Raw genomic sequence first — 24,534 nt, forward strand, 5'->3', positions numbered from 1 at the left:
TTTTTTATTGGTTAGAAATTGTAACCTAAGGTTACATAAAATTTAAGATCATCTGTTTGATAATTTCTCACAGGTCTTGCAAGGTCTAATTTGACATAATAATTCAGTAAAACTGTCCTAATTCCAGCACCATAACTCTGCAACCATGGGTTATTGAAATTATTCAAAGTGATAACAAAAGGTGATCCCTCTGTATTGATGACCTCCGTATTCTGATCATTGACTCTTTCCCATGGTGGATTATCATTCCAAGATGATCCAATATCATAAAATCCTACTAATTGGAAATTCTTAATAAAATTTGAAGTGATATTTCCTCTAGATAAATAAGAGAAAAGAGGGATTCTTAACTCAGAAGTGAAGGTAACTACATTACGTCCTCTGATTTCATCATAATTATATCCTCGCAAATCCACAAACTCCGCAAAAAGGATGTTGGAATTTTCAAACCCTCCTGAATTTCTTACCGGAGATGCTTCAGGTCTGTTGGTAGGAGGGCGATAGAACTGATTGAAAAGCCAGTTGTCCATACCTCCGACTAGATAAGTCTGTGGATTACTGCCAAAGAAAGATCCTGCAAACAATCTTGTCGCCAGAGTGATATTCTTATGAATTTTTTGATAATTTCTAAAGTCAAGGTAGGCATTGCTAAAGGATCTTTCAGTAGCATTTAGACCTTGATAATGGACTAACCCGATTTTTCCTTTGAGTCCCTGCTGCATATATAGGCCAAGCTGCTCTGTTTTATCTACTACAAACTCAAATCTAGCACCAGCATAATTGACATCAAATCTATTCTGCTCTGGTACTACTCCTCTCAAGATGGAATCTGGATTTAAGTTGAAATATTGAGATTTGGCCACGAAGGGTGCTAACATGACGCGACTATGAACAGAGAAAGGATATGAAAATCCAAGCTCAGTTTTTGTCAACACATACCGCTGGAACGTTAAATCTCCTTCAGAAACTTGAATGGACCTTCTATCGAACCGACCTCTTAGATCTACCCTACTTTTCAGGTATTGGTAATCAAAGAAAATATCACTTCCGGATCTAAAATCTAAAGTCGTCATCAATCCTCCTTCGAATAGATGGTTGTCGAGAAGATCTGACATTTTACCATTTAGGTTGATCCCAAAACCCCTCAAAGGATCTACGACGAAGGTAGTCTTTAGGCTTGTTGTGATAAATTGTGGCGTCATGTTAGCAGGACCAACTACTCTTCTCTGCATATTTTGTCTTCTGAAATTATCCAAAAGAGTGCTTCTAGAGGCAGCTTGTTGCGCCCTCTCTGTAGGCTGCGTCAATGGAGGAATAGTATCAAAAGTGTAATTTTCTGTATCTATACCTCCTCTTCTTTCAAATCGAAGTCTTTCAGTATCAATACTCCCAGTCAAATTTGAAGGCGGAGGTACGGTGTCTTGTTGAACCTGCTGCTGAGAAAGGATGCTTGGAGGTGACTGTCTTACACCAGCTTGATTGGTTTGAGGTGGCGAAGTCGTCCTTCCTCCTACGATTAAGTCTTCTAAGCGTAGATTAAGAGTTGTATCCCTTTTAACTTCCTCTGTTTTCAACTCTTCACTTACTGTTGTTTCTCTTTGTGCCCTTGTTTCTTGTTGCTCTATTCTCCTATTTGATATCCTTTGGTTCAATTCTTTTGCTTGTTGAAGCTGAACCCTAGGTGTACTTGGAGTAAATTGATATGTATTTGAGTAAGGTTCTACGATTAAAACACTTTGATTGCCATCCCTATAAGCAAAAGCAACTCGATTCGTTCTCGAATTGTAATCAAATGCCTCCAAACTTTTATTATATGCTGACATTTGACTTGAAATAGCTCCATTGGAGCTAGTCCTCATAAGGTTCATGATCCCGCTCTGATCACTAAGGTGAAGAATAAAATTTGCATTCATCACTGTAGGTCTGATATTTCGATAATTGCTATTTGTCATTTTTGTAATGACTTCAGCTGAATCAGTCAAATCAATTCTGAATAAATTAAAATAGTCTGGCAATTTCCTTACATCAGGATATCTAGTCAGCACTGAGTCAGGCAAATCCGTAGAATTTGAAGTAAAAATAATAGTAGAATCATTAAGAAATACGGGATTGAGGTTATCGAATACATCATTGGTCAATCTTTTACCCACTCCTCTTACATTCAATGTATAAATATCAGTTTTACCATTGGTCAATGCAGAGACCACCATATTTCTTCCAGAAGAATTATAATCCAAACTCAAAACTTGAGTGATATTTCTTAAGAATATTTTATCTTGATTTGAGCCGTCAATTGCTCTTTGGATAAGGGTAGTTGTCCCTCTTCTAAAAGTAGCAATAGTCAAATTCAAAGTATCTCTCCAAGCAATCACAGGACTAGTAAGATTGACTGGTTGATCATCAGATCTACTGCCTCCTGACAGGATTGTTCTTTCTCTTTTAGTCGCGATTTCTTGAACCTGTACTCTATACTTACCTCCATTGTTAATGACATATGCTAGGTGTTTACCGTCAGGACTGAATTTGATATCATTGATCGTTCCAAGATGTGCATTTTTGGTCTTATTGACCATGTTAGATTCATTGAAATCTTTGAATGTCGTAAGAACAGACTCGTTGGATTGCTGATAAAAATTCCTCCATTGCTCTTCAAAAATTTTATAATTCAAACCGATGGTATTGGCAATACTATTTTCTTCGTTTCTATTGATTCTACTCAAGTTGAGAATACTGGAAATATACCTTCTACCATATTTCTCTGCAATGTAATTCCAAACAGATTGGCCTACTAAAGCAGCTTCCTTCTCCTGTAAGCGATGAATCTTATTTCTTTTATCGTCCCTAAAATAATGGCGCATATAATCATCCATTTCCATACTCCAACCATATCCAAGATACATGGCAGCACCTTCCACATACCAATCAGGAAAACTATTGATAAGGTTCGCTTGAAAAGCATCTGCTATCGTGGCTCCATAGAGCATTTCTTCTATGATCACTTTGGAAGTAGTGTAGATCAAATCTTTTTTGAATTGTTCCCATGTCCCCGCGAAAGCTACCTCACCCAGTAACCGACTGAAAAAAGTCTGACCATCTACTGTATACTCGTCCTTATTCAAGTTGAGATTACTTTGCAAAATTTCTTCTTGAGAATTATAAATAAAAATCTTAGGCTTAGTGTATGCAACATAACCTATCATCTGTGTCAACCTATCGAATTCATTTTCAAGATAATCGATAGCCATTCTGGCATTATTGACACCTCCATCATAATAGTAGACTTCAAAATTATTAGAGCTAAAATAATACCACTCAATGTTTTTGTGTTGTATTCTATTTTTACCAAATCGCTCTTGGTCAAACTGGGCATGAGCCAAACTGCCATATAGCATCAGGCTCACCAGTACAATTAAACAGCGTAAATTATGATTCATTAGTCAATTCCACTTAGATTTTAAATATACTTAAAAAAACGACTTATGTTCACATCTGGATGGGGTTCATTTTTTTTTATCAACAAATCTATCATCATTTTACTGTAATACGGAATCAAAGAAACTCCTTTTGCCCCAAAACCATTGAAGATATAAACGCTTTCATGCTCAGGATGTTTTCCCAAAAATGGTCTCCTATCCTTGGTCGCAGGTCTGATCCCAGTTTTATGAACGACCACTTTTTTATTTTCAATATTGACCAAATTATCTAACCTATCCAAAATCTCAATTTTAGCCCTCTCTGTTGGGCCCTGATCTAGGTCATGCCAAGAATAAGTAGACCCCACTCGCAGTAATTGATTGGGTAAAGTGATCCTAAAAACACCTCGATTGATGATTTCCTCTGGCCGAAACTCTTGCTCGATGTCCAGAATTTCTCCTTTTACCGGAGCAAAAGGTAAATCTTCAAAAAACTTACTTCCTAGACAACCCAATCCATTACAATAGACTACTCCCTTTGCTTGAATATCTTGGTATTTTATTCCTTCTTTTTCTACGATAAGCTGCGTTTCTTCATATTTCTCGAACCTTACTAAATTCCTTTCTGAAAGATAGCGTGTGTATACATCTAAAAGAACATTGATGTCTAGGTAACCAGATGTATTAAGCAAAACACCACCGAATTCATCTTTCACCGCTTCAAAATATGACGAAGTCCTGATTTCTTTGAGGTAGGACACAAACTTTTCATCCCCGCTATTTCCCATCCATTCGTTTTGTTCTTCTTTAGAAAGAAAGGGTCTGTAAATAGGGTTTTTGTACAAAAACTTTGCTCCTAGAAAGCTTTCCATCTCTTCATAGAGGGGCTCTATTTCGGGAAAAAGTAAATCTGCATTCCATGTCTTGACCATTTTTCTTCCTGTCACAGGATTGTAAAGACCTGCTGCAATGCGACTGCTTTGATTTTGCTCAGGCTGATCTATGACGATTATACGCATACCTGATTGCATTAGCCTATACGATAGTACTGTGCCAGCAATCCCTTGTCCGATTAGTAAAAAATCTACTTCCATGCCCAAAAATAAATTCTTTCTTTGTTATTTTGACAGTTAATCAAAAATCATTCTCTAGATGTTACAACTTCGATCTTTCACATTTAATCCATATATGGAAAACACCTACGTCCTCTATGACGAAACCAAAGAAGCTGTAATTTTTGACCCTGGGTGCTATGAGAAAAGAGAGCAACAAACCTTGCAGGCATTTGTAACAGCTGAAGGTCTTACGGTCAAATACTTGATCAATACCCACTGTCATATCGATCATGTTTTGGGAAATTCATTTGTAAAAATGACTTTCAATGTCCCACTATTGATGCACCAATTTGAAATTCCAGTACTGAAGTCTGTGGCTTCTTATGCTTCTAATTACGGATTCCCAGCATATGAAGAGTCAGAGCCTGACCAGTTGATTGATGATAATGATGAAATCAGGTTTGGCAACACAGTGCTAAAAATCCGATTTGTTCCAGGTCACGCTCCTGGGCATTTGATTTTTTATAACGAAAGCGCTAATATCTGCATTGCAGGAGATACTTTATTTCAAGGAAGTATCGGTAGGACAGATCTTCCAGGTGGAGATCATCAAACACTTCTTGATGCCATCAAATCTCAAATGTTTACATTACCAGAAGATATGACTGTTTACTCAGGACATGGCCCTGAAACCAACATAGGTCTTGAAAAAGTGCACAATCCTTTTGTAGGAAAAAAAGCAAGATTCTAATGATCAAAAAAAACATTCCAAATACCATCACTTGTCTCAATCTCCTTTCTGGAATGATTGGGATATATTTTGTTTTGGGTGGAGAGATTCACTATGGACTTTATTTTATTGTCTTGGCAGCTATTTTTGACTTCTTAGATGGGTTTGTAGCCAGGATGCTTCATGTACATAGCGAAATTGGCAAACAATTAGACTCTCTAGCTGATTTAGTGACATTTGGTGTATTACCTTCATTCATCTTATTTCAGTGGATTTTGGAAATCTCTGAATTCAGCTATTTCCCTTTTCTAGCATTTTTGATAGGAGTGTTTTCTGCTGTAAGGCTAGCAAAGTTCAATGTAGACACAAGACAATCTGACAGATTTATAGGGGTTCCTACCCCTGCAAATGCGCTTTTGATCAGTTCACTCCCCTTTTTAGTAGATCGTTTTCCAAGTTTGCAAATTTGGTTAGTCACACCTCTAAGTCTGGCAGTGATTGCTATTATTATGTCACTCCTCCTTGTTGCCAAATTACCTCTGATTGCCTTGAAATTCAAAAGCTTTGATTTCAAGTCCAATGTCTTTCGGTATCTGACCATTGGAATAGCTTTGATCTGTATCGCATCATTGGGTTGGGCAGGTATTCCGATTACAATTATTTCTTATATTGCACTTTCGGTAGTAGAGGGAATGATTACAAAAAATGATCAGAAGGAGTAACATATTGGGCAAAAGATTCTTCAGAATACTCTTTTTTTTACTTCTAGGAAATCATTTAGCATTTGCTCAAGAGCAATACTTTAAATTTCCAGTAACTACTGAGGGAGTTTACAAAATCGGTACTAATCAGCTAAATACACTCGGAATCAATGACATCACAAATGTCAGCATATATGGTAATGCTGGCAAGCTCGATCAAAAGCTCGATAGCGTTTCTTTAGGTTTGAGAGAGATTCCTGTCCAGGTGATTGACAATGAACTCTATTTTTTCTTAGAAGGCCCTCACACGGTTAGACCAAATGAAAATACTTGGACTTATCATCATCACAATTACACAGATACACTCTACTACCTGATTGGCTCAAAAACTCCTTCAAAAAATATCCTTTTGGAGCCAGGCTCTACCACTGTTTCATCAGGTTCTGTGTATCAGATTCAAAATAAAAAAGAGGAAAGTATCAATCTATTATCTTCAGGAAGAAAATGGTACGGATCTGCTTTCAATTCGGGACAAGCTTACAGACAGCAATTTGACCTTCCTGCTGCTCATCAAGGTAATTTGCTTCTTCAGTCTAATGTAATGGCTCAATCTTTACAAACTGCAAATTTTAACTTGACTGTCAATGGGCAAAACAGAGCCGATTTTTCAATCTCTCCGATACCAAATAGTATCTATGGCATCAAAGGAAGAGAGGAAAAGGTAATCGTCCAAATTCCCTCTCAGAGCCAAAACTCTCTCACTTACACACTAAATTTCCAAACGGCTGATGTCAATGGAACTGCTTACATAGACTATATATCTATTGCCATTCCTTTCAATAGCAATAATTTACCTACGGGTATATTTTATCATCTTGGCGAATCACCTATAGTCATTACCAAACCAGCTAATCTTAAAACTTGGAAGGTTAGTAATATGTATGACGTGAAAGAGGTTGAAAGCAATAGTCTCTTATCCAATGGTGAAAAAGTGGTCACATTCAACCCTCAAAATACCCCAAGCATCAATCAATGGACTCCGGCAGCTCAAAATTTACGAAATGAAAGCATCAATAGCACTTTGATCATCATCAGTCCAGAGGCGCTACTATCTGAGGCCAATAGACTTGCCAATCATAAAAATAGCCTTGGAATATCTGCTCGCGTAGTCAGGTTGAGTGAAATTTTTGATGCTTTTGGTTATGGATCATACGATATTGTAGCCATTAGAAACTTTCTTGCTTACCACTATCATCAATCAGGCCAACTCAAGCATGTCTTGTTTTTTGGGAAAGGCACTTTTGACTATAAAAGAAAAATCACCGGTGGTCGCCCAAACCTTGTCCCATCCTACAGCTCCAGAAATAGCTTGAATCCATTGGCAACATATTCATCTGATGATTTTTTTGGGTTCTTAGATTTTGGCCAAGGTGAATGGGAAGAAAGTACTGCAGGAGATGAATCAATGAAAATTGGAGTTGGTAGAATCCCTGCGATCAATCTTATAGAAGCTAGAGAGGCTGTAAATAAGATCATCTCTTATGAAAACAGGAAAAATCTAGCAGGAGATTGGAAACGAAGAATTGCTTTTTTTGCCGATGATGGAGACAATAATATCCACTTAAATGATGCCGAGAATCATGCGAGATTTTTGAGTGAGAATCATCCTGAATACATTCTTGAAAAAATTTACCTTGACCGATTTGAACAAATCAGATCAGCTGGTCGTCAGTCCTCTCCACAAGCAAGAGAAGCTTTGAAAACAGCCGTTGAAGAAGGGCTCCTAATACTGAATTACATTGGGCATGGAAATGAAACTACTTTGACTGCAGAGCAAGTATTTCAGATATCGGACTTTAGGAACTGGCCTGAAAATGAACTACTTCCATTATTGGTGACTGCCACATGTGAATTTGGCAGGCATGACAGCCCATTTCTGAGATCAGGGGCGGAAGAAATGCTTTTTGCTCCAAACAAAGGTGCTATTGGACTTTTGACGACTGGTAGACCAGTATTCAGCAGCATCAACTTCGCATTGAACAAAGCATTTATAGAAGATGTATTTCAAGAAGAGAATGGAGAGCGACTTGACCTAGGAGAAATTTTCAAGCGTACCAAAAACAACAGCCTCAATGGCGCCTTCAATAGAAATTTCTCTCTTTTAGGTGATCCTTCATTAAAACTGGCCATTCCTGATCTCAATAGTACTGTCAAAGAAATCCAAGATATTCAACTTGAGCTCAGCATTGACACACTACAGGCTATGCAGCAAGTCAAAATCCAAGGCGAGATTCAAGACCCAATGACTGGGGCAAAAATCATGAGGTCTGGAACTTTCAATCTAGAAATTAAAGATAAAAAAATAGAAAAAAGAACCTTAGGGGATGAAAGCACCCCTACGAGCTATTTAGATGAAGGTAATGTTTTATTCAATGGGGAGGGTGTGTTTGCTAATGGAGAGTTTGATATTGAAGTCTTTATTCCTCAAAACATAAATTATGAATATGGAGAAGGGAAGCTTAGGATTTTTGCTATTTTGGAAGATGGGCTAGAGGCTATGGGAGCAAATAACATCACCATCGGAGGAACAGCAAAAAGTAATATCATAGATACCCAAGGGCCAGAAGTAAATTTGAAGTTTGGCTATGAATATGGAGAAGACTTGAGTCAGTTCAAGGCCTACAACATCAAATTACAAGCAGAGTTAAGCGATGAAAGTGGCATCAACATCTCTAACAACAACTTAGGTCAAGACATTTTGCTATATATTAACGACCAGGAACCAATCAATTTGAATCGATTTTACAGGTCCACGCAAAACACATTCAAGCAAGGGATTTTGCAAGCGCCTGTATCAGGCCTGCAAGAAGGTGCGAATCAGATTATTTTCGAAGTATGGGACAATGTCGGTAACAGTACCACAGTCCAAAGAGAGGTTATAGTAGACGGAAGTCAGCGCATCAAAATTCTCGAAAATATCACTTATCCGAATCCTACAAGTGAATTGAGTAAATTTAAAATCAAACACAATAGACCTGGCGAAAACTTAATGCTTCAAGTTCGTGTTTTTACTTTGACTGGTAGTGAAATATTTAAAGCCAGCAGGCGTTATGTGATGGCTGATTACCTGTTAGATGATTTTGAGTGGAATTTTTTCCATTCCAAAACCAATTATCCCGTAAAAGGAACTTATATTTACGAATTACAGCTCACTTCAGAATTGGACAACACCATGGATAGAAAGAGCGGAAAAATAATAATTAAATGAAAATATCGGTAAGCCAATTATTCAAGCCATTTTTTGTTTCCTTGATCTGTTTTTCGTCTACAGAGCTTTTTGCTCAGAATTCTACGATTATCGCAGGTCAAGACCCTAATAGAAGGGTGATAACGACCGCAGTTCCATTTTTGAACTTCGCTCCTGATAGCAGACATTCTGCAATGGGAGACGTGGGTGTTGCCACTTCTCCAGACGCAAACTCGGCACATTGGAATGCTGGTAAGCTTGCCTTTATCAAGGATGATATGGGTTTTTCATTATCATACTCTCCATGGCTAGGGAGACTGGTCAATGACATGTCTGTCAGTTATCTGACAGGTTATAAGAAGATCGATGAAAACTCTGCCTTTGGTTTCGACCTTCGTTATTTCAACATGGGAGATATTCAGCTGACTGATGGAAGAGGAAATGAGTTGGGCGAGTTCACACCAAGAGATATCGCTATAGGAGGTACATATTCTAGAAGGTTATCCGAGAATTTAGGTCTAGGTATTTCAGCAAGATTCATCCACTCAAATCTCTCTGGGAATATTTCTTCGGCTGGAGGAGCTGAAAGTAGACCTGGTATCACTGTAGGTACAGATGTTGGTCTATATTATAACAAAGACGTGATGGCAGGCAACAAAGAAGGCGTATGGTCTTGGGGAGTTGCCATCACCAATATAGGTCCAAAAATCACTTATAACAGCGCAGAAGATTTAGACTATATCCCTACAAACTTTAGAATTGGTACAGCTTATCAAGTCAAATTTGATCAGTACAACTCTCTGACTTTCGCCTTAGACCTTAACAAACTAATGGTGCCAACTCCTCCTATCTATAGAAGAAACGAGGATGGATCACTTTTTACTGACGAAAATGGAAATTTGGAAATTGAAGAAGGTAGAGATCCAAATAGACCACTTATTGCGGGGATGTTTGGCTCATTTGCAGATGCTCCAGGTGGTTTTAGCGAAGAGTTACAAGAATTGATGATCTCCTTTGGTATGGAGTATCTATACAATGAAAAACTAGCCATTAGAACTGGTTATTTCCATGAAAATATCAACAAAGGAGGTAGAAGATACTTCACCATGGGTGTTGGTTTCAATTACAAAACTTTAGGATTTGATTTCTCTTATTTAGTTCCAATGGAACAAAACCACCCACTAGCAGAGACATTGAGAATATCACTAGGTTACAACATATCCAAATAATGACATTAGATAGAAGCAAAGCTCCTGATTTCTTAGTACCTCAGGACATTCATCTTCCCAATCCCATCAAACGGACTCTGCCAAACGGAGTCCATTTGTATTTTATACCAACACCCGAAATCGATGCTATCAGGCTGGAAATTAGTTCAGAAACACAAAATTCAGCGGATTCAGAAGACAAGAAGTTAACATCCTTTTTTACGCTCCACATGATGATGGAAGGAACGAAATCCATTTCAGGAAGTGAGTTAGATGATTTTTTTGATTTCTACGCAAGTGAAGTAGAAGTGCACTCAGGCTTTGAAAATAATAGCATAGCATTGATCACTACCAAAAAACATTTCTCTGAGGTCTTACCTGTATTCAGATCATTACTTACAGAAGCTATTTTTCCTGAAAAAGAATTAGCCAAAAGAAAGTCTCAAAAAGCGCTCAACATCTCTATCCAAAAGGAAAAAACAGCTGTCCGAGCAAGTCAACTTTTTAGACAACAGCTATTCGGCCAAGATCATCCATATGGTCAGATTGCAGAAGAAGCAGATGTGGAAAGCATTCTAAGAGATGATTTATTGAAGTATTACGAAAATTCTCTATTGATCAATCCAGAGATATTCCTCACGGGAAATGTGGATGCTGAAGAATTGACGCTGATAGAAGCATACTTAGGTAGTCTACCTATAAGTAAAGACAATAATCCAGCCTATACTTTTGAAAACAAGCCTACCGCAAGACTTTATGAAGACAGAAAGGACGCTTTACAATCATCAATCCGAATAGGTTGTCACCTGATACCAAAAAGTCACCCTGACTACCATGCCCTCACTGTGTTCAATACAATTTTGGGTGGATATTTCGGGTCAAGATTGATCAAAAACATCCGCGAAGATAAAGGGCACACTTATGGAATCTACAGTACTATAGGTTCTTTGCAAGGAGCTGATTATTGGGTAATCATGGCAGATGTTCAAAAGGCCTATATCAATGAAGTCATCGAAGAGATATACAAAGAAATCAACATACTCCAAACCTTACTTGTATCTGATGATGAATTGGAAGTAGTCAAAAACTATATGATCGGAAATTTCTTATCAACCTTCAGTAGCCCATTTGATCTTATCAATAAATTCAAATCCATTCATCTTGCAGGTTTAGATATGAACTTTTATGAAGACAAGCTTGATTTTATTCGAGATTTCAAGGCAGAGGACATCCTTGCTGTAGGTCAAAAGTATTTCAAAAAAGATGATTTGATTGAAGTAATCGTAGGATAAAACCAAGAAAAATCTAATCGGAGCATAGCAAAAAATTGATAAATCTGAACTTTCATAGCTTGGGGTCTAATGCTTGATGCAATCTTCAGTAATTCTTCCGCGGACTGAAAGTTGGCCGACCAAAGTGCATGCTTGCACTCAAATAAAACTCTACTCAGAAGTGCTTGATCTTCCTCTTGAGTTTGATTGATTGTTTTGATTTTCTGACAAACCTTTACCGTTGAAGGTAGCATCTTGGAATTCCTAGATAAATATTGACTAGCAGAGAATGACTTAGCATGAACCCTTTTGATAAGGCCAATATGATCTGAAAATACTCCATGATATTTACGGGTCAATCTAATCAAAATATCGAAATCCTCGTAAGACAAGGACTCATCATACCCACCCAAATCTTTTAAAGTTTTTGTATCAAATATCATCGTTGACGCAGAAATTGGATTTCCCCTGATTACTTCAAGGTATAGACTACCTGTTTTTAGATAATCCTCTATTTCTTGAACTTGAGCTCTCTTATAATAAGGTCTAATCCTACCAGATTCATCCATCAATTTAGCGTTGGAAAAAGAAAAAACAGCTGTTGGATTCTGAATTATAGTTTGAAGACTTCTTTCAATATGATCAGCGCAAAGCTGATCATCCCCAGACAAATCAAGGGTATATTCACCAGAAATTTGATTTAACCCTAGATTAAATGCCTTACAATAATTGATACTATTTTGAAGAGAGATAAACTTACATTCAAACCCCATGTGGTTTGCTATCCACTCCTGAATTCTTTCCTTGGATGAATCTTGACTACCATTATCGAGGATAATCAATTCAACGTCAGAATAGCTCTGATTCAAAACAGAATCTAAAGTTTCCTCCACAAAATCGGCTTGATTGTAAACTGTACAAATGATGGATACCTTAGCTAAAGATTCCATATATCAAAGTGATTTTATCCAAGTAGACTTATTCCAATAAGTGTCAGCATACTTATTCTTGAAGTAGATCAATTTGTGATTTGGCTCGTCATTGGCTTCAGAAGAACCCAAATCAAGTAGACTTACTTTTTGCTCAACGGAAAGCTTCAGTAAATATGCCATCATCAGTTGACCAGTAAGCCGGAGTTGATTCTTCGGATTGATAGCAGAGTAGAAATAATAGAGGCTTTCACTCGTCAACTTGACTGCCAATGCATGAGCAACAGCTTTCCCGTCATGCAGGACTGTAATTACAAAATAGCGTTCAGGGTAAGTGGAAACTTGCTGTATCAATCTATTTTCATCCAACGGTTGCTTATGTCCTCGATCATCTTTCCAGGTAGTAATCTCTTCCAAAAAAGTGAAACTTTGAATATTTCCAGTAGTCACATTGAACTTGTTCTCTTTCGCCTTTTTATAGAGTTTGGTGAAGTTTTGAGTGAGCCATTTTTTGATACGCTTTTTCCCGCAGAGTATCTGATGATTGAGTACATTCTCCAAATCAAAACCTGACTTGAAGAGCAGATAAGAAAACAAGTCTGCCTGATTACCATAAGCAGCAGGAGCTTGAGTAACAGCAAATCTCTTTACTTGCAACTGTAAAAGTGAGTCTAACAAAAATGAAATAAATCCCTCCAAAACATCAGATGGAATACTTTCATGGGTCCACAATCCCCCAAATGGCAAATTGGGTAAAGAGCATGCAAATTCATTTGCATCAATTGAAATAAAAAGAAAAGCTTTTTCTTGATCTTTCTTCCATATTCTACCTAATAAAAAAAGCTTTGCATCATGAGGTTTGAATACTTGTAGAAAGTAATCATGCTGTTCATCTCTCGCCTCGGACAATGTGAAATTATAGTGATCTAGACTGTTTCTTTCAAATTTGGTCATAAGCTTGTTTATCTCTTATGTAATCTGATTCCGAATACTTACAATTCCCCAAACCTAGTAAAATTGCACCTTGATGAAAACTTACTTCTGACCAATACATGGGAGGGAGAAAGAGTCCTTGGTCAGGATGATCAAGTTTAAAATTGAACAATTCACCCTTCTTATTTTCTAGGCAAACTTGTAAAACACCCTTCATGGCAACCAAAATTTGTGCTTCTTCACGATGAGCATGGACGCCTCTGATGCCATTTTCGGGCACATTCGTAATCCAAAAAACCCGTCGAATTTCAAATGGTAACTGCTCTGAGTGTTCAAGAAATCGAAGTTGACCAGTCTGCTGAACATCTCCATGAATCTTAATTAGCTTTGGTGACTTAAAATCAATCATATCATTTCAAAAATAAGAATTTATAAGTATCCCACTGATTCCATGATCAAAATAAATCTTTTGTTAATTTTAACTTCCAGAATCGAATAAATAATTAAACCGAATGGAAGACACTTACCTCACTTTAGCTCAGCGTTCAGAGAGCTTGTATAAGGAAAAAGGTAGTAAATTTTTAGCTTTTGCATTTCCGGTAGCTGATGAAGAGGAAATCAAGTCACATTTGGAGGACTTGAGAAAGCTATATTATGATGCACGGCACCATTGCTATGCGTATATCTTAGGGAAAAACCAAGAATCCTACAGAGCTAACGACGATGGAGAACCTAACCACTCTGCAGGTGATCCCATTTTAGGACAAATCAGATCTAACAACCTAACCAATACTTTGATTGTGGTCATTCGATACTTTGGGGGAACCAAGCTTGGTGTGGGAGGATTGATCTCAGCTTACAAAATTGCAGCGGCAGAAGCTATTGCCAATAATGAAATCATTGAAGAAGTCGTCAAAATCAAAGTGAAACTTCAGTTTGATTATCTCGCCATGAATGATGTCATGCGATTGGTCAAAGACATGGACTTAGAAATCCAACATCAACAATTCGATAATACTTGTCTGATAGAACTACTAGTGAGAGAAAGTATGTCAGAAGCATTGATCAACAAAATTGAAGACTTAGAGCAAGTCAGTATCATCGATTAAATAAATCATCTAAATAGCCTTGATACTGAAGTTTTTTGTAAATCTCTAAGCACACCCAGGCATCTGTAGCGGCGTAAAGCTGCTGTTTTTCGGTCAACTCAGGCGCTTCCCAATTGGACACTTGTTCAGACTTAGACACTCTAAAATTGAGCACCATGGCTGCAAGGTTTCGCACTCCAATATTCTCAAACCCCACTTTCTTCAATTCATCATTCAAATCAAAAAACCCAGCTGGTTTGAAATTAGCAGCATGTTTTTTCAAAGCTCTCAGATCATCTAAGACAGCAGCCCCAATTTTTACCACATCTTGATCTTCCATGATATTTTGAACTGCTTTGGGCAGGCCTATTTGATTTAACCTGATCAAAAAGGCAACATCAGGAGTAGAAAGCTGCAAAAGTGCCACATAATTATAAACCCCTTTTCTAAAAGCAGGCTTAGTTTCGGTATCAAATCCAATTAAATCATGATATGACAATTCTTCCACTACTTCATCAATCTGCTCTATAGAATTGACTAGGACAATTTCACCATCAAACTGTCCAATTGGTAGATTATTCACTTCCTCTTTTGTAATACGCTTCTGAATCATGCAGCAAATTCCTTTTTGATCTCTTCCATTTCTTCCTCAGAATAATAATTAATTCCGAGTTTGAGATATCCATACATGATCGTCATAAATGGACTGATAATATTGAAAAAACAATATGGTGCATAAGTCAATGTTGCTACGCCCAAAACTGATGCTTGGGTTGCCCCACAAGTATTCCAAGGCACCAAAACAGAAGTCACTGTGGCACTATCTTCCAAGGTTCGACTCAGATTTTCAGGCTTCAGCCCTCGCTTTCTGTAAATATCAGCATACATTCTTCCTGGAACCAAGATTGCTAGGTATTGATCAGAAGTGGTAACATTGAAAAACATACATGTAGCAGCAGTGGAAGCTACAAGAGAACCTATGGAGTGAACTTTCCTAATCACTGCCTCAGCTAAGACAGCAAGCATACGACTTTCCTCCATGATTCCCCCAAAAATCATGGCACAAATGATCAACCAGATGGTGTTAAGCATACCTGCCATTCCACCTGTGATCAATAACTCATTTACAACATCATTGGAAGTCACTACGCTAATTTCTCCATAGAGTGCCATCATAACTGCTTTGAATGCACTATAGGCATAACTAACACCCTCTTCACTGGCTATCAGATATATAATTTGTGGCTGAAAAATAATTGCAAACACCCCTCCTAACAATGCACCAGCCAGTAAGGCTGGAACTGCTGGAACTTTTTTGACAATCAAAACTAAAACCACTACAGGGACAATGAATAACCAGCCATTGATATTAAATTTTTCTAAAATCACTGTTGAAATACCTTTAACTTGCTCTACGGAACCTTCAGCTCCAGTAGTGAAACCTATCACCCCAAAAATCACCAAAGTAATCAAAATCGAAGGGACAGTAGTCTTTGTCATGTGACGAATATGGGTAAAAAGATCCGTCCCTGCCATGGCTGGCGCAAGGTTAGTAGTATCTGACAATGGAGACATCTTATCTCCAAAATATGCTCCTGAGATAATCGCTCCAGCAATAATCCCTTCACCAAAGCCCAAAGCCTTGCCTATCCCCAAGAGCGCTACACCTACAGTCGCTACAGTAGTCCAGCTACTTCCTGTGGAAATAGAGACTACCGCACTCACAATTACGGCAGCTATCAGGAATATAGTCGGGTTCAACACCTGAAGTCCATAATAAATCATCGCAGGTACAATACCACTCAGCATCCAAGTCCCTGCCAAAGCACCAATCAACAACAAAATCAAAATACTGGACATGGCAGAACTGATGCTTTTTACAATCCCATCTTGCAAAGTCTCCCATTTGATGCGAAGTCTAAATACAGCAATCGAAGCAGCTACTGCTGATGATATTACCAAAACCATCTGATTGGAACCCTCAAGGCCATCCGTGCCAAAAATCCCTATATTAATTACTAATAGAACAATTAAAAAAAGGATTGGGATCAAAGCCTCAATCAGGCTGGGTTCTTTGCGAGTCTTAACCATTAAATACTTTTTGGGAAATTTTTAAAGTTTGAAATTAATAAAATTTTGGAACTTTACAGCCCTAAAGTAAGTCTACCAGTTCAGTTCCTGCTTGCCAACCAATCGCTACCCCCATACCACCAAGCCTCACTCCCACTACAGTATTTGCAGAAACTTTTTGGATGATTGGTTTTTTGGTCTCTCCAAATGCCATGATGCCAGTCCATTCCATCTCAAATTCTACTTTTTGATCTGGAAAAACTACAGAACGCGTCAATTTTTCTAAATATGATCTGAGCAACGAATTTACCTCAAAAGTCTCAGTACGCTCACCTTCAAAATCTAAATTTCTACCTCCACCTATCAGGAGCCTATTTCCCTCCACTTCTCTAAAATACACATACCCTTTATCATAATGAAAAGCCCCTTTCCATGCAATCTTACTTTGCAAAGGCTTACTGACCATCACAAGTCCACGTCCTGGAAAGATATCTAATTCGGGAAAAAATCGCTTAGCAAAAGCATTGGTGCAAATGGCAATTTTTGCTGACTCAAATCGAATTACATCATATGTCACAGGTTCTTTGACATGTATTTGATTATCATCAATTATTAATACTTCTGCACCTGAATGGAGTCTAATCCCAAGCTGCTGACACTTATCCCATAGTGCGAGTATGTATTTACCTGTATCTAATTCCCCTTCAAACTTATTTTTGACTACTTGAAGCACTTCTTTACCAAACCCATAGCGATAGATATCCTTCTCAACACTAAAAACATCCTCCCCAAACAAAGGCATTAACAATTTATTGATACGATTCATTTGATCTAAAGCCGAAACTTCTTGGCTCGTAATCAACTCAAATCCTCCTTTGTCTTGGTAGCCCAATGTCTCATCTCCAAAAACCTTTCTGATCGCATGCAGTCCTTGATAACGCTTTTCTACCAGTGCCAAAACCTCCTCTTCAGACATCATGTTCAGATCATCAAGTATCTCAGTCAAGCTCCCAAAGCAGGCAAATCCTGCATTTTTGGTACTGGCACCTGATGGAAAAACACCTCTTTCTAAAATAGCAATTCTACTTTGGGGAAACTTCAATTTATATTGAATGGCGGTTGACATTCCGACAATTCCTGCGCCGATTACAATCAAATCATATTTAAGAAAATGAGCTTTCTCCCAGTAGCTTATCATTATTTTTACCTTAGGTTTCCTTTAATTTGAAGACTATTTATTAATTTAAGTCATATTTTGCAAGGTAAAGAACAAATAGACGAACTTATCATGAGAAAAATAGAATCCCTGCTTCATGAATATGGGCTCAGCCATCAGAATGAAACCAACAAAGCGATTCATTGGATATGTGTTCCAGCGATATTCTTCAGCATTGTTGGATTGATTTTCAGCATTCCTTCAGGGATACTTGAAAGTTATCTCCCCTTTTTAGGGAGTTTTGCCAATTGGGCTACGCTAATATTGATCATTGTTCTTTTTTATTATGTTTCTATCTCACCACCCTTGGCTTTGGGTATGTTTTTCTTTTCTGCAATATGTCTAGCACTTGCCAATTTCATTACGTTGATTTCTCCAATACCACTTTGGTTGATTTCCATTGGAATATTTGTTATTGCATGGATATTTCAGTTTTATGGTCATAAAATCGAGGGCAAGAAACCCTCATTTCTCAAAGATGTTCAATTCCTTTTGATAGGGCCTGCTTGGCTGATGCATTTTATCTATAAAAAGTTTGGCTTTGCTTATTGATTAATAGGGAAATACGATTATCCGCAAAGATACCACTTGGCATATTCAGCAAAAATACGCTTACGGATAATAGTTATTTGTTATTAGTCGATCTGTTATCAGTGCATCAATTGTTTCAAACACCCCATTTCGTTTAGCAACCGGTTTGAATTCAGAAAATCATTCAAGGAATTTTCATAATAGGATTTAATTTCATCAATTCCATGAACCAATTAGATTCATGTATTTCACATTTTATTTTTAACTTCGAATTGAATTCCAATTAAACTCTTTTTTATGCTTCAATTAATCATCGCTAGTGCTGAAATTCCCTTGCTCTCTGATATAGTAGTCATTTTTGGCTTAGCTACGCTTGTGATTTTGCTGTTTATGCGTCTCAAGATTCCCACTATTATCGGGTTTTTATTTACAGGTGCATTGGCTGGACCATATGGGCTCTCGTTAGTCAATGCCTCTACAGCAGTAGAAATGCTCTCTGAAGTGGGTGTGATTCTTTTACTTTTTGTGATTGGGATGGAGTTCTCTCTTAAGAGTTTACTTTCAATCAAAAAAGCGGTTTTCATTGGAGGATCACTCCAAGTTGGATTGACTATTGGTGCTACGGCATTGTTAACCTATAGTTTTGGATTTGAATGGAACGTAGCTGTTTTCTTTGGATTCCTATTTGCTTTGAGCAGTACCGCCATTGTATTGAAGTTACTTCAAGAATCTGGGCAGGTAAATACCATTCCCGGCAGAACAACCTTAGCAATTTTAATTTTTCAAGATGTAGTCATCGTACCACTCATGCTATTTACTCCTATGTTAGCAGGAGAATCAGATAATATTGCACTTTCATTGTTCTATATGGCTATTAAGGGCGCACTTGTAGTACTATTGACGATAGTGAGTGCCAAGTATATAATTCCTCAACTACTCTTCAGAGTAACTAAAACAAGAAGCGAGGAGCTATTTTTATTAAGTATTATTTTGACATGTTTCGCTGTAGCTTATGTGACTTCTTTGTTAGGGCTTTCTTTAGGTTTGGGAGCTTTCCTTGCAGGACTAATCATCAGTGAATCAGATTATAGTCATCATGCTACTGGAAAAATCCTACCATTCAGAGAGATTTTTCTTAGTTTCTTTTTTGTTTCTGTAGGGATGCTGTTTGACATCACTTTCCTCTGGGAGCATATTTTTGTAATTTTAGGTTTAACACTTCTGACATTTGCAGTGAAATTTTTGCTAGTTGCATTATCTGTAAAAGCTATAGGTCAAGGGTTCAAGGAAGCTTTTATGGTAGCTTTTTCTATTTTTCAAGTTGGGGAATTTTCACTTTTACTTGCCAAAGAAGGCTTAAAATATGATTTATTAGATCCTGAGACATACCAATATTTCTTAGCAATTTCTATTTTGACTATGACTGTCACTCCTTTTGTATTGAAGAAAAGAGAAAAACTTGCATGTGGTATTCTAGACTTGCCTCTACCTGAGAGAATTTCTAATCGACTTGTTAAAGATGACCTTCCTGATATCGAACTAGAAACTGACACATTGAAAGATCACTTAGTTATAATTGGCTTTGGCCTCAATGGAAGAAATCTTGCAAAAGCTGCTAAATCAGCCAATATTCCTTATGCTATTATTGAAACAAATCCCGAAACAGTCAAGCAAGAATCATTAAAAGGAGAACCAATCATGTATGGTGATGCAGCGAATGAAGCTGTTCTCGAACATGTAAATATCCATAAAGCTAGAGTGGCTGTAATTGCTATTTCCAATCCTGAGTCAACAAAAAGAATTATAGCTTCCATCAGGCACAATACTCAAAACCCTTATATCATTGTGAGAACAAGATATGTAGGCGAAATGGAAGCCAACATGAAGTTAGGTGCCAGTGAAGTGATCCCAGAAGAATTTGAAACTTCCATAGAAATTTTCACAAGAGTATTGGACAAATATTTAATCCCTAAGCATGATATTGAGGAATTTACTTTAGACATCCGTTCTGATAATTACGAGATGTTTAGATCACTTTCACCAGAAGGACGTTCTAAATTTAAAATTGACCTACCTCAAATCAATTTCGTCAGCTTAAAAGTAGAAAAAGACTCAGGAGATGTGATTAATAAGTCTTTAAAAGATGCTAAAATCAGAGAAAAGTTTGGGGTTAATATCGTTGCGATTAAAAGAGGAAAAATAACAACATCAGAAATCACAGGTGATGAAAAACTCAAATTGGGAGACGTTGTCTATGTTGTCGGGAAACCTGCTAACCTTGAAAAATTCGAAGAGGAGATAGAGATAGTTTGATTCTATTTTGAGTTTTCTAAAAACTGAATTCTAGACACCTTTTCTAAAGCTGATCGATTCTGAAGACTGTTGATGTTTTCCAAAATGGAAACCTTCTCACGTGCTGTCAAACGCCAATTGAGTGAAGCCCTTTGAATTTCTCTTTCTTGCTGACTCGCTTCTGAATTTTGATCTAACAGCCCCCTATCTCTCAAAAAATCAGTTGTAGAATATTCAAACTCTATTCTATCCAAATCAAAAGGTAACCATTCCTTATGCTTGTTGTATAAGACTTCATTATTGAGCGTCTGTACATTATCCCAATTGATGTAGATATTCTTTAATGGGGTAGCTAGTTTTTGCAGAATGGTTGGGGGTAATTTTGGATCGATTTCTGAAAATTTTTCAGAATCTCTAATGCTTATCAAAGTAACTCCAGAAGTATGATCATTTATCCATTCTTTGAAAACATGGAGAAACCTCAAAGCATCCTGCATTCCAAAATTATCAGATAAGCCCGAGTCCATCACTTCCATCTGAGGAGTGGATGGCAACTGAATGTGGGGAGTGATAAAAGGAAAAGTCGCTCCCATTCTCAAGGCACTAATAAAGTGAAGATTATCAGCATCTTGATGATAAAAAAAACGCCTGAAATCTATCCCTTGACTTTTTTCATTTGGACCTTCTATTCTTCCTAAAGATACTCCCATATAGCTGATAGAATGTGGTGAAATCAATAATTTCCTGCCATCATTAGTAATAAGAGGAGTAACTGGCAACATTGGAATCAGACTTTGTTCTTCTGGTTCACGATATGCCGAAATCGGCTTATTTAATACACCTTGAGTATTGATGTTAAGCTGCTTTTCAAAAGCAAACCCACGATCTTGGAGATACTTACGGCCATTGTACTCATGATATTGATTTCGTATAACTAGATCATTTACGAGTAAAGTAAAGATAATAGGGTTGAGATTATCCGAAGATATTTGATCTAGATATTTCTTATTCATGGGATCGATATCTTCTCCTAACTGTTTTCTCAAGTATAATTCCCTGAAAAACGCCGCGCCTACAGTACCTCCTGACGCACCTGTGATCAACTGTGTGTGCTTGAATGCTTGTTCATCTGATACATTTTGGATCTGCTGCAGTACATGTAATGTCCAAAGTGCTGCCCTTTGACCTCCTCCACTTGTAGTGATCAGTAACATTCTAGGCTTACTACCCTTTGGAAATTTTGCTTTCCAATTTTCCAATATACGAAGTGTATTATCCCTGTCTTTTTGAAGGGTGTCTGCATGTAAATTCCGCTCCAAAGTAGCAATATTGTAGAATGCGGGCTCGATATCATAATCTAACCCAATAGCTGCATGAGGTCTATTTAAGATCGGCGAATTAGAGAAGGAGTTGAATAAAAGGATGAATAAAAGGATGATTAAGGTAGAATATTCTCTCAACCAAAAAGCTACTGCTCCAACCAACATGGTGACAATAGCAAAGAGCAAAGTTGCGCTAGTCGCTGCTGGGATTTGCAATAATGGATAATCTCTAAAAAACCCTAAGAGCAAGATCAAACTGATCAAAACAGTCTGAATGATAAACAAATTAAGATGATTTTGGTCAAAAACTCGAAGTAGTTGGTAAGGCTTGAATTTGGATAGATCCCTTCTTACCATCTCGATTCGAAACCTATAATCTATATAGTCAAGTACTTTATCTTTGGCATCTTTACTTTCTTGAATGCGCTTGAGCATATTTGCTCTGGGGATTTTTGAGCGCTTCAATCTTTTTTCAACAGAATCAGCAAATAGAATAAAAAAATCTTTGTTGGTAAATCCGAAATAAAGAAAAATCAAGGTGTAAATCAGCAGTGATCCTCCAGTGAAACCTATAAAATATTGAAAAACCTCTACTTTATCGTGTTCATTGTCTAGTTGAAAACTGATAAAGCTGTAAAGATAAAGAATGTAAAAAGCCAGAGGAATGATAGAGTTATTGATACAAAACTGAATGAATGGCCGTGGAATCACCGCCAAAAACTTAAATTTTGCCCCATCAAGAATATAGGTAGTCATATGAAAGGACATGGTGAAAATACCCAAAGCAACGCCCATCAAAAAAAATCCTTGCCAGCTAACTTTATTGAGATATTCGGGATCAAGAAAAAGGTAAGGAATACCTAAGACTGAGCCAAACTTCTGTAAAATAATTAAGGACAATATAACCCAGAGTGATAGTAAGGCAAGATTTTTCCTTAGATGAAGGATCAAAAGTTGAATAGGGAAGCTATAATAGATTTTATTCCACATAGGTGATTATTGACAGAAATATACGGTATTTCTCCTGAAATCTACAAGTCTACGCGACTCAAGGAGTGTTTAATAAATTTTACGGCAAATAGCCCTATTCTGATTGTGGCTTTTGTCAATAAAGCTTACCTTCGCAGGCATAAAATTAAAATATTATGAGAGTTTGGTTCCTGTGTAAAGTAAAATACGCCAAAGAAAACGAAGAAGGCTTATTGAAAAATGTTTCAGAGCAATATTTGGTAGATGCTGTATCATTTACAGAGGCTGAAGCTAGGATCTATGATATGCTAGGTTCCGTCATCCGAGGGGATTTTCAGGTAACCAATATCAGTAAGAGTAACATCGTTGATGTGTTTTTCTTTGAAGACATCGATGTATGGCATAAGTGTAAAATCACTTATATCATTACAGACGCCGATAGTGGAAAAGAAAAAAAAGTCACCCAGTTTATGTTAGTGACTGCACATGATGTCAAAGAAGCATACGATCGTATCTATGAAAGCTTAGATAATATGTTAGTTTCATTCAGAGTTCCTGAAATTACAGAAAGCCCAATAGTGGAAGTATTTCCTTTCGAAAAAGATGATGAAGAATTACTCCCTCCTCCAGCAGCCAATCTCAAACCTTTAAGTGAAGTAAAGGCTGATCAAGAGAGAAGAGAGGAAATTAGAAGAACAAATCTACCTGTAGAAGATACAGACGAAGAGGTAGCTGATTTGATCCAATATAAATCAAAGGAGACCGAAGGTGATTTGAAAGAAGAATAAGACTTAATTCAAAATTTAAAGTCAAAGGCTAACCCTGTATCAAGAGTTAGCCTTTGACTTTTCACTACCTTAATATCACATTCCTAAGCTCTCAATTGATTATCTATTACAAATTGGATTAAATCCTCCACTGGAATCCCAGCTCTTTGAGAAGCATCACTGATATCGTCTCTACTGACTTGTGCTGCAAAACTCTTGTCCTTCAATCGCTTTTTGACTCCTTTGATTTCCATTCCATCATACCCTTGTGGGCGCATCAATGAATATGCATGAACAAAGCCTGACAATTCATCAAAAGCATATAGCATTTTATCTAGCTCAGAAACAGGATCTACACCAAAATACCTTGGGCCATGAGAAGCAATAGCTTTTATCATCCTTGGGTCCTGATTTCTTGCTTCCAGTTCTTCAATGATTTTCTTACAATGCTCATCTGGCCATTGATCCCAGTCAGCATCATGTAAGAGTCCTGATAGGTGCCACATATGTCTTTCTTCCTGCTCTAAGGCTTTAGATTCTGCAAATTTTTTCAACAAATGACCAACTTGTTGCATGTGAAATAGCAACTTCTCGTTTTTGACCCAATCTCTTAAAAGATCCATTGCCTGATGCTCTGACATAAGGTTTCCTAGATTATCAGGAGACCCAAATTCAGTCCTATTTAGTGGGTGAGTTAATTCCATCTTGGTAAAATTCAAATTATTTATTTTAAATACATATTAATGTATTTCATAATATTTATTTTGTCTTTTGTTGTGTATTTTGTAATTT

General features: G+C 37.3%; 19 protein-coding genes. 9 read left to right on the forward strand and 10 right to left on the reverse strand.

The window, feature by feature from the left end; translation table 11 throughout:
• Positions 1-11: 11 nt before the first annotated feature.
• Both CHB66_RS14070 and CHB66_RS14075 read right to left on the reverse strand, forming a co-directional pair.
• Complete coding sequence (locus tag CHB66_RS14070) at positions 12-3,434, reverse strand: biopolymer transporter Tol (RefSeq protein WP_089242041.1); 3,423 nt, start codon at positions 3,432-3,434, stop codon at positions 12-14.
• A gap of 20 nt (positions 3,435-3,454) precedes the next feature.
• Entirely contained in the window at positions 3,455-4,507 is a 1,053-nt protein-coding gene (locus CHB66_RS14075) for an NAD(P)/FAD-dependent oxidoreductase (RefSeq protein WP_089242043.1), read from the reverse strand.
• Positions 4,508-4,565: 58 nt separating this feature from the next.
• Here CHB66_RS14075 and CHB66_RS14080 point away from each other — a divergent pair, with 58 nt between their 5' ends.
• From CHB66_RS14080 to CHB66_RS14100, 5 genes are read left to right on the forward strand one after another with little or no spacing between them, the layout of a single operon-like run.
• Complete coding sequence (locus CHB66_RS14080) at positions 4,566-5,219, forward strand: MBL fold metallo-hydrolase (RefSeq protein ID WP_089242045.1); 654 nt, start codon at positions 4,566-4,568, stop codon at positions 5,217-5,219.
• On the forward strand, positions 5,219-5,920 hold the full coding sequence (gene pssA, locus CHB66_RS14085; RefSeq protein ID WP_089242047.1) for a CDP-diacylglycerol--serine O-phosphatidyltransferase: 702 nt from the start codon (positions 5,219-5,221) through the stop codon (positions 5,918-5,920). The genes CHB66_RS14080 and pssA overlap by 1 nt, the downstream gene beginning before the upstream one ends.
• Positions 5,904-9,167: a type IX secretion system sortase PorU gene (porU, locus tag CHB66_RS14090; protein ID WP_089242049.1), complete on the forward strand. Its 3,264-nt coding sequence runs from the start codon at positions 5,904-5,906 to the stop codon at positions 9,165-9,167. The genes pssA and porU overlap by 17 nt, the downstream gene beginning before the upstream one ends.
• A complete protein-coding gene (gene porV, locus CHB66_RS14095; protein WP_089242051.1) occupies positions 9,164-10,375 on the forward strand; it encodes a type IX secretion system outer membrane channel protein PorV in 1,212 nt (403 codons plus the stop codon). The genes porU and porV overlap by 4 nt, the downstream gene beginning before the upstream one ends.
• A complete protein-coding gene (locus CHB66_RS14100) occupies positions 10,375-11,646 on the forward strand; it encodes a M16 family metallopeptidase (RefSeq protein WP_089242053.1) in 1,272 nt (423 codons plus the stop codon). Before porV ends, CHB66_RS14100 begins: the two co-directional genes overlap by 1 nt.
• Here the strand turns inward: CHB66_RS14100 and CHB66_RS14105 are convergent.
• From CHB66_RS14105 to CHB66_RS14115, 3 genes are read right to left on the reverse strand one after another with little or no spacing between them, the layout of a single operon-like run.
• Positions 11,598-12,575: a glycosyltransferase family 2 protein gene (locus CHB66_RS14105; RefSeq protein ID WP_089242055.1), complete on the reverse strand. Its 978-nt coding sequence runs from the start codon at positions 12,573-12,575 to the stop codon at positions 11,598-11,600. The genes CHB66_RS14100 and CHB66_RS14105 overlap by 49 nt on opposite strands.
• A gap of 3 nt (positions 12,576-12,578) precedes the next feature.
• A complete protein-coding gene (locus tag CHB66_RS14110) occupies positions 12,579-13,508 on the reverse strand; it encodes a hypothetical protein (protein WP_089242056.1) in 930 nt (309 codons plus the stop codon).
• Positions 13,495-13,896, reverse strand: a complete 402-nt coding sequence (locus CHB66_RS14115; protein ID WP_089242058.1) for a sugar 3,4-ketoisomerase — start codon at positions 13,894-13,896, stop codon at positions 13,495-13,497. The genes CHB66_RS14110 and CHB66_RS14115 overlap by 14 nt, the downstream gene beginning before the upstream one ends.
• Positions 13,897-13,999: 103 nt before the next feature.
• On the opposite strand from CHB66_RS14115, the gene CHB66_RS14120 reads away from it, so the two are divergent.
• Positions 14,000-14,596 carry an IMPACT family protein gene (locus tag CHB66_RS14120; protein ID WP_089242060.1) on the forward strand — a complete coding sequence of 199 codons (597 nt, stop codon included), beginning with the start codon at positions 14,000-14,002 and terminating at the stop codon, positions 14,594-14,596.
• Here the strand turns inward: CHB66_RS14120 and CHB66_RS14125 are convergent.
• The 3 genes from CHB66_RS14125 to CHB66_RS14135 all read right to left on the reverse strand — a co-directional run bounded on the left by CHB66_RS14125 (position 14,586) and on the right by CHB66_RS14135 (position 17,843).
• The gene (locus CHB66_RS14125; RefSeq protein WP_089242062.1) at positions 14,586-15,188 is read right to left on the reverse strand and encodes a 3'-5' exonuclease; all 603 of its coding nucleotides are present in this window, start codon (positions 15,186-15,188) and stop codon (positions 14,586-14,588) included. The genes CHB66_RS14120 and CHB66_RS14125 overlap by 11 nt on opposite strands.
• On the reverse strand, positions 15,185-16,666 hold the full coding sequence (gene nhaC / locus CHB66_RS14130) for a Na+/H+ antiporter NhaC (protein ID WP_089242064.1): 1,482 nt from the start codon (positions 16,664-16,666) through the stop codon (positions 15,185-15,187). Before nhaC ends, CHB66_RS14125 begins: the two co-directional genes overlap by 4 nt.
• A 61-nt stretch (positions 16,667-16,727) precedes the next feature.
• Positions 16,728-17,843: an NAD(P)/FAD-dependent oxidoreductase gene (locus CHB66_RS14135; protein ID WP_089242065.1), complete on the reverse strand. Its 1,116-nt coding sequence runs from the start codon at positions 17,841-17,843 to the stop codon at positions 16,728-16,730.
• Between the two features lie 90 nt (positions 17,844-17,933).
• Here CHB66_RS14135 and CHB66_RS14140 point away from each other — a divergent pair, with 90 nt between their 5' ends.
• Both CHB66_RS14140 and CHB66_RS14145 read left to right on the forward strand, forming a co-directional pair.
• The gene (locus tag CHB66_RS14140) at positions 17,934-18,413 is read left to right on the forward strand and encodes an Mpo1 family 2-hydroxy fatty acid dioxygenase (RefSeq protein ID WP_089242136.1); all 480 of its coding nucleotides are present in this window, start codon (positions 17,934-17,936) and stop codon (positions 18,411-18,413) included.
• 276 nt (positions 18,414-18,689) lie between these two features.
• Positions 18,690-20,705, forward strand: coding sequence for a monovalent cation:proton antiporter family protein (locus tag CHB66_RS14145; protein ID WP_089242066.1), 2,016 nt, complete (start codon positions 18,690-18,692; stop codon positions 20,703-20,705).
• Positions 20,706-20,707: 2 nt separating this feature from the next.
• Here the strand turns inward: CHB66_RS14145 and CHB66_RS14150 are convergent, their stop codons facing one another.
• Positions 20,708-22,996, reverse strand: coding sequence for a patatin-like phospholipase family protein (locus CHB66_RS14150; RefSeq protein WP_089242067.1), 2,289 nt, complete (start codon positions 22,994-22,996; stop codon positions 20,708-20,710).
• Positions 22,997-23,151: 155 nt separating this feature from the next.
• Between CHB66_RS14150 and CHB66_RS14155 the strand changes: the two genes are divergently transcribed.
• Positions 23,152-23,763, forward strand: coding sequence for a DUF4494 domain-containing protein (locus tag CHB66_RS14155; protein ID WP_089242069.1), 612 nt, complete (start codon positions 23,152-23,154; stop codon positions 23,761-23,763).
• Between the two features lie 83 nt (positions 23,764-23,846).
• Here the strand turns inward: CHB66_RS14155 and CHB66_RS14160 are convergent, their stop codons facing one another.
• Positions 23,847-24,446 (reverse strand): hydrolase, encoded by a 600-nt coding sequence (locus CHB66_RS14160; protein ID WP_089242071.1) that lies wholly within the window; start codon positions 24,444-24,446, stop codon positions 23,847-23,849.
• Positions 24,447-24,534: the final 88 nt, after the last annotated feature.

The sequence above is a fragment of the Belliella buryatensis genome (genome assembly GCF_900188245.1).
GTDB lineage: Bacteria > Bacteroidota > Bacteroidia > Cytophagales > Cyclobacteriaceae > Belliella > Belliella buryatensis.

Bases quoted from the DNA above. Each gene is read 5' to 3' on its own strand.
- CHB66_RS14070 (WP_089242041.1), bottom strand. From the start codon at position 3,434: ATGAATCATAATTTACGCTGTTTAATTGTACTGGTGAGCCTGATGCTA.
- porV (WP_089242051.1), top strand. From the start codon at position 9,164: ATGAAAATATCGGTAAGCCAATTATTCAAGCCATTTTTTGTTTCCTTG.
- porU (WP_089242049.1), top strand. From the start codon at position 5,904: ATGATCAGAAGGAGTAACATATTGGGCAAAAGATTCTTCAGAATACTC.
- CHB66_RS14120 (WP_089242060.1), top strand. From the start codon at position 14,000: ATGGAAGACACTTACCTCACTTTAGCTCAGCGTTCAGAGAGCTTGTAT.
- nhaC (WP_089242064.1), bottom strand. From the start codon at position 16,666: ATGGTTAAGACTCGCAAAGAACCCAGCCTGATTGAGGCTTTGATCCCA.
- CHB66_RS14145 (WP_089242066.1), top strand. From the start codon at position 18,690: ATGCTTCAATTAATCATCGCTAGTGCTGAAATTCCCTTGCTCTCTGAT.
- CHB66_RS14150 (WP_089242067.1), bottom strand. From the start codon at position 22,996: ATGTGGAATAAAATCTATTATAGCTTCCCTATTCAACTTTTGATCCTT.
- pssA (WP_089242047.1), top strand. From the start codon at position 5,219: ATGATCAAAAAAAACATTCCAAATACCATCACTTGTCTCAATCTCCTT.
- CHB66_RS14125 (WP_089242062.1), bottom strand. From the start codon at position 15,188: ATGATTCAGAAGCGTATTACAAAAGAGGAAGTGAATAATCTACCAATT.
- CHB66_RS14080 (WP_089242045.1), top strand. From the start codon at position 4,566: ATGTTACAACTTCGATCTTTCACATTTAATCCATATATGGAAAACACC.
- CHB66_RS14105 (WP_089242055.1), bottom strand. From the start codon at position 12,575: ATGGAATCTTTAGCTAAGGTATCCATCATTTGTACAGTTTACAATCAA.
- CHB66_RS14155 (WP_089242069.1), top strand. From the start codon at position 23,152: ATGAGAGTTTGGTTCCTGTGTAAAGTAAAATACGCCAAAGAAAACGAA.
- CHB66_RS14100 (WP_089242053.1), top strand. From the start codon at position 10,375: ATGACATTAGATAGAAGCAAAGCTCCTGATTTCTTAGTACCTCAGGAC.
- CHB66_RS14075 (WP_089242043.1), bottom strand. From the start codon at position 4,507: ATGGAAGTAGATTTTTTACTAATCGGACAAGGGATTGCTGGCACAGTA.
- CHB66_RS14115 (WP_089242058.1), bottom strand. From the start codon at position 13,896: ATGATTGATTTTAAGTCACCAAAGCTAATTAAGATTCATGGAGATGTT.
- CHB66_RS14135 (WP_089242065.1), bottom strand. From the start codon at position 17,843: ATGATAAGCTACTGGGAGAAAGCTCATTTTCTTAAATATGATTTGATT.
- CHB66_RS14160 (WP_089242071.1), bottom strand. From the start codon at position 24,446: ATGGAATTAACTCACCCACTAAATAGGACTGAATTTGGGTCTCCTGAT.
- CHB66_RS14110 (WP_089242056.1), bottom strand. From the start codon at position 13,508: ATGACCAAATTTGAAAGAAACAGTCTAGATCACTATAATTTCACATTG.
- CHB66_RS14140 (WP_089242136.1), top strand. From the start codon at position 17,934: ATGAGAAAAATAGAATCCCTGCTTCATGAATATGGGCTCAGCCATCAG.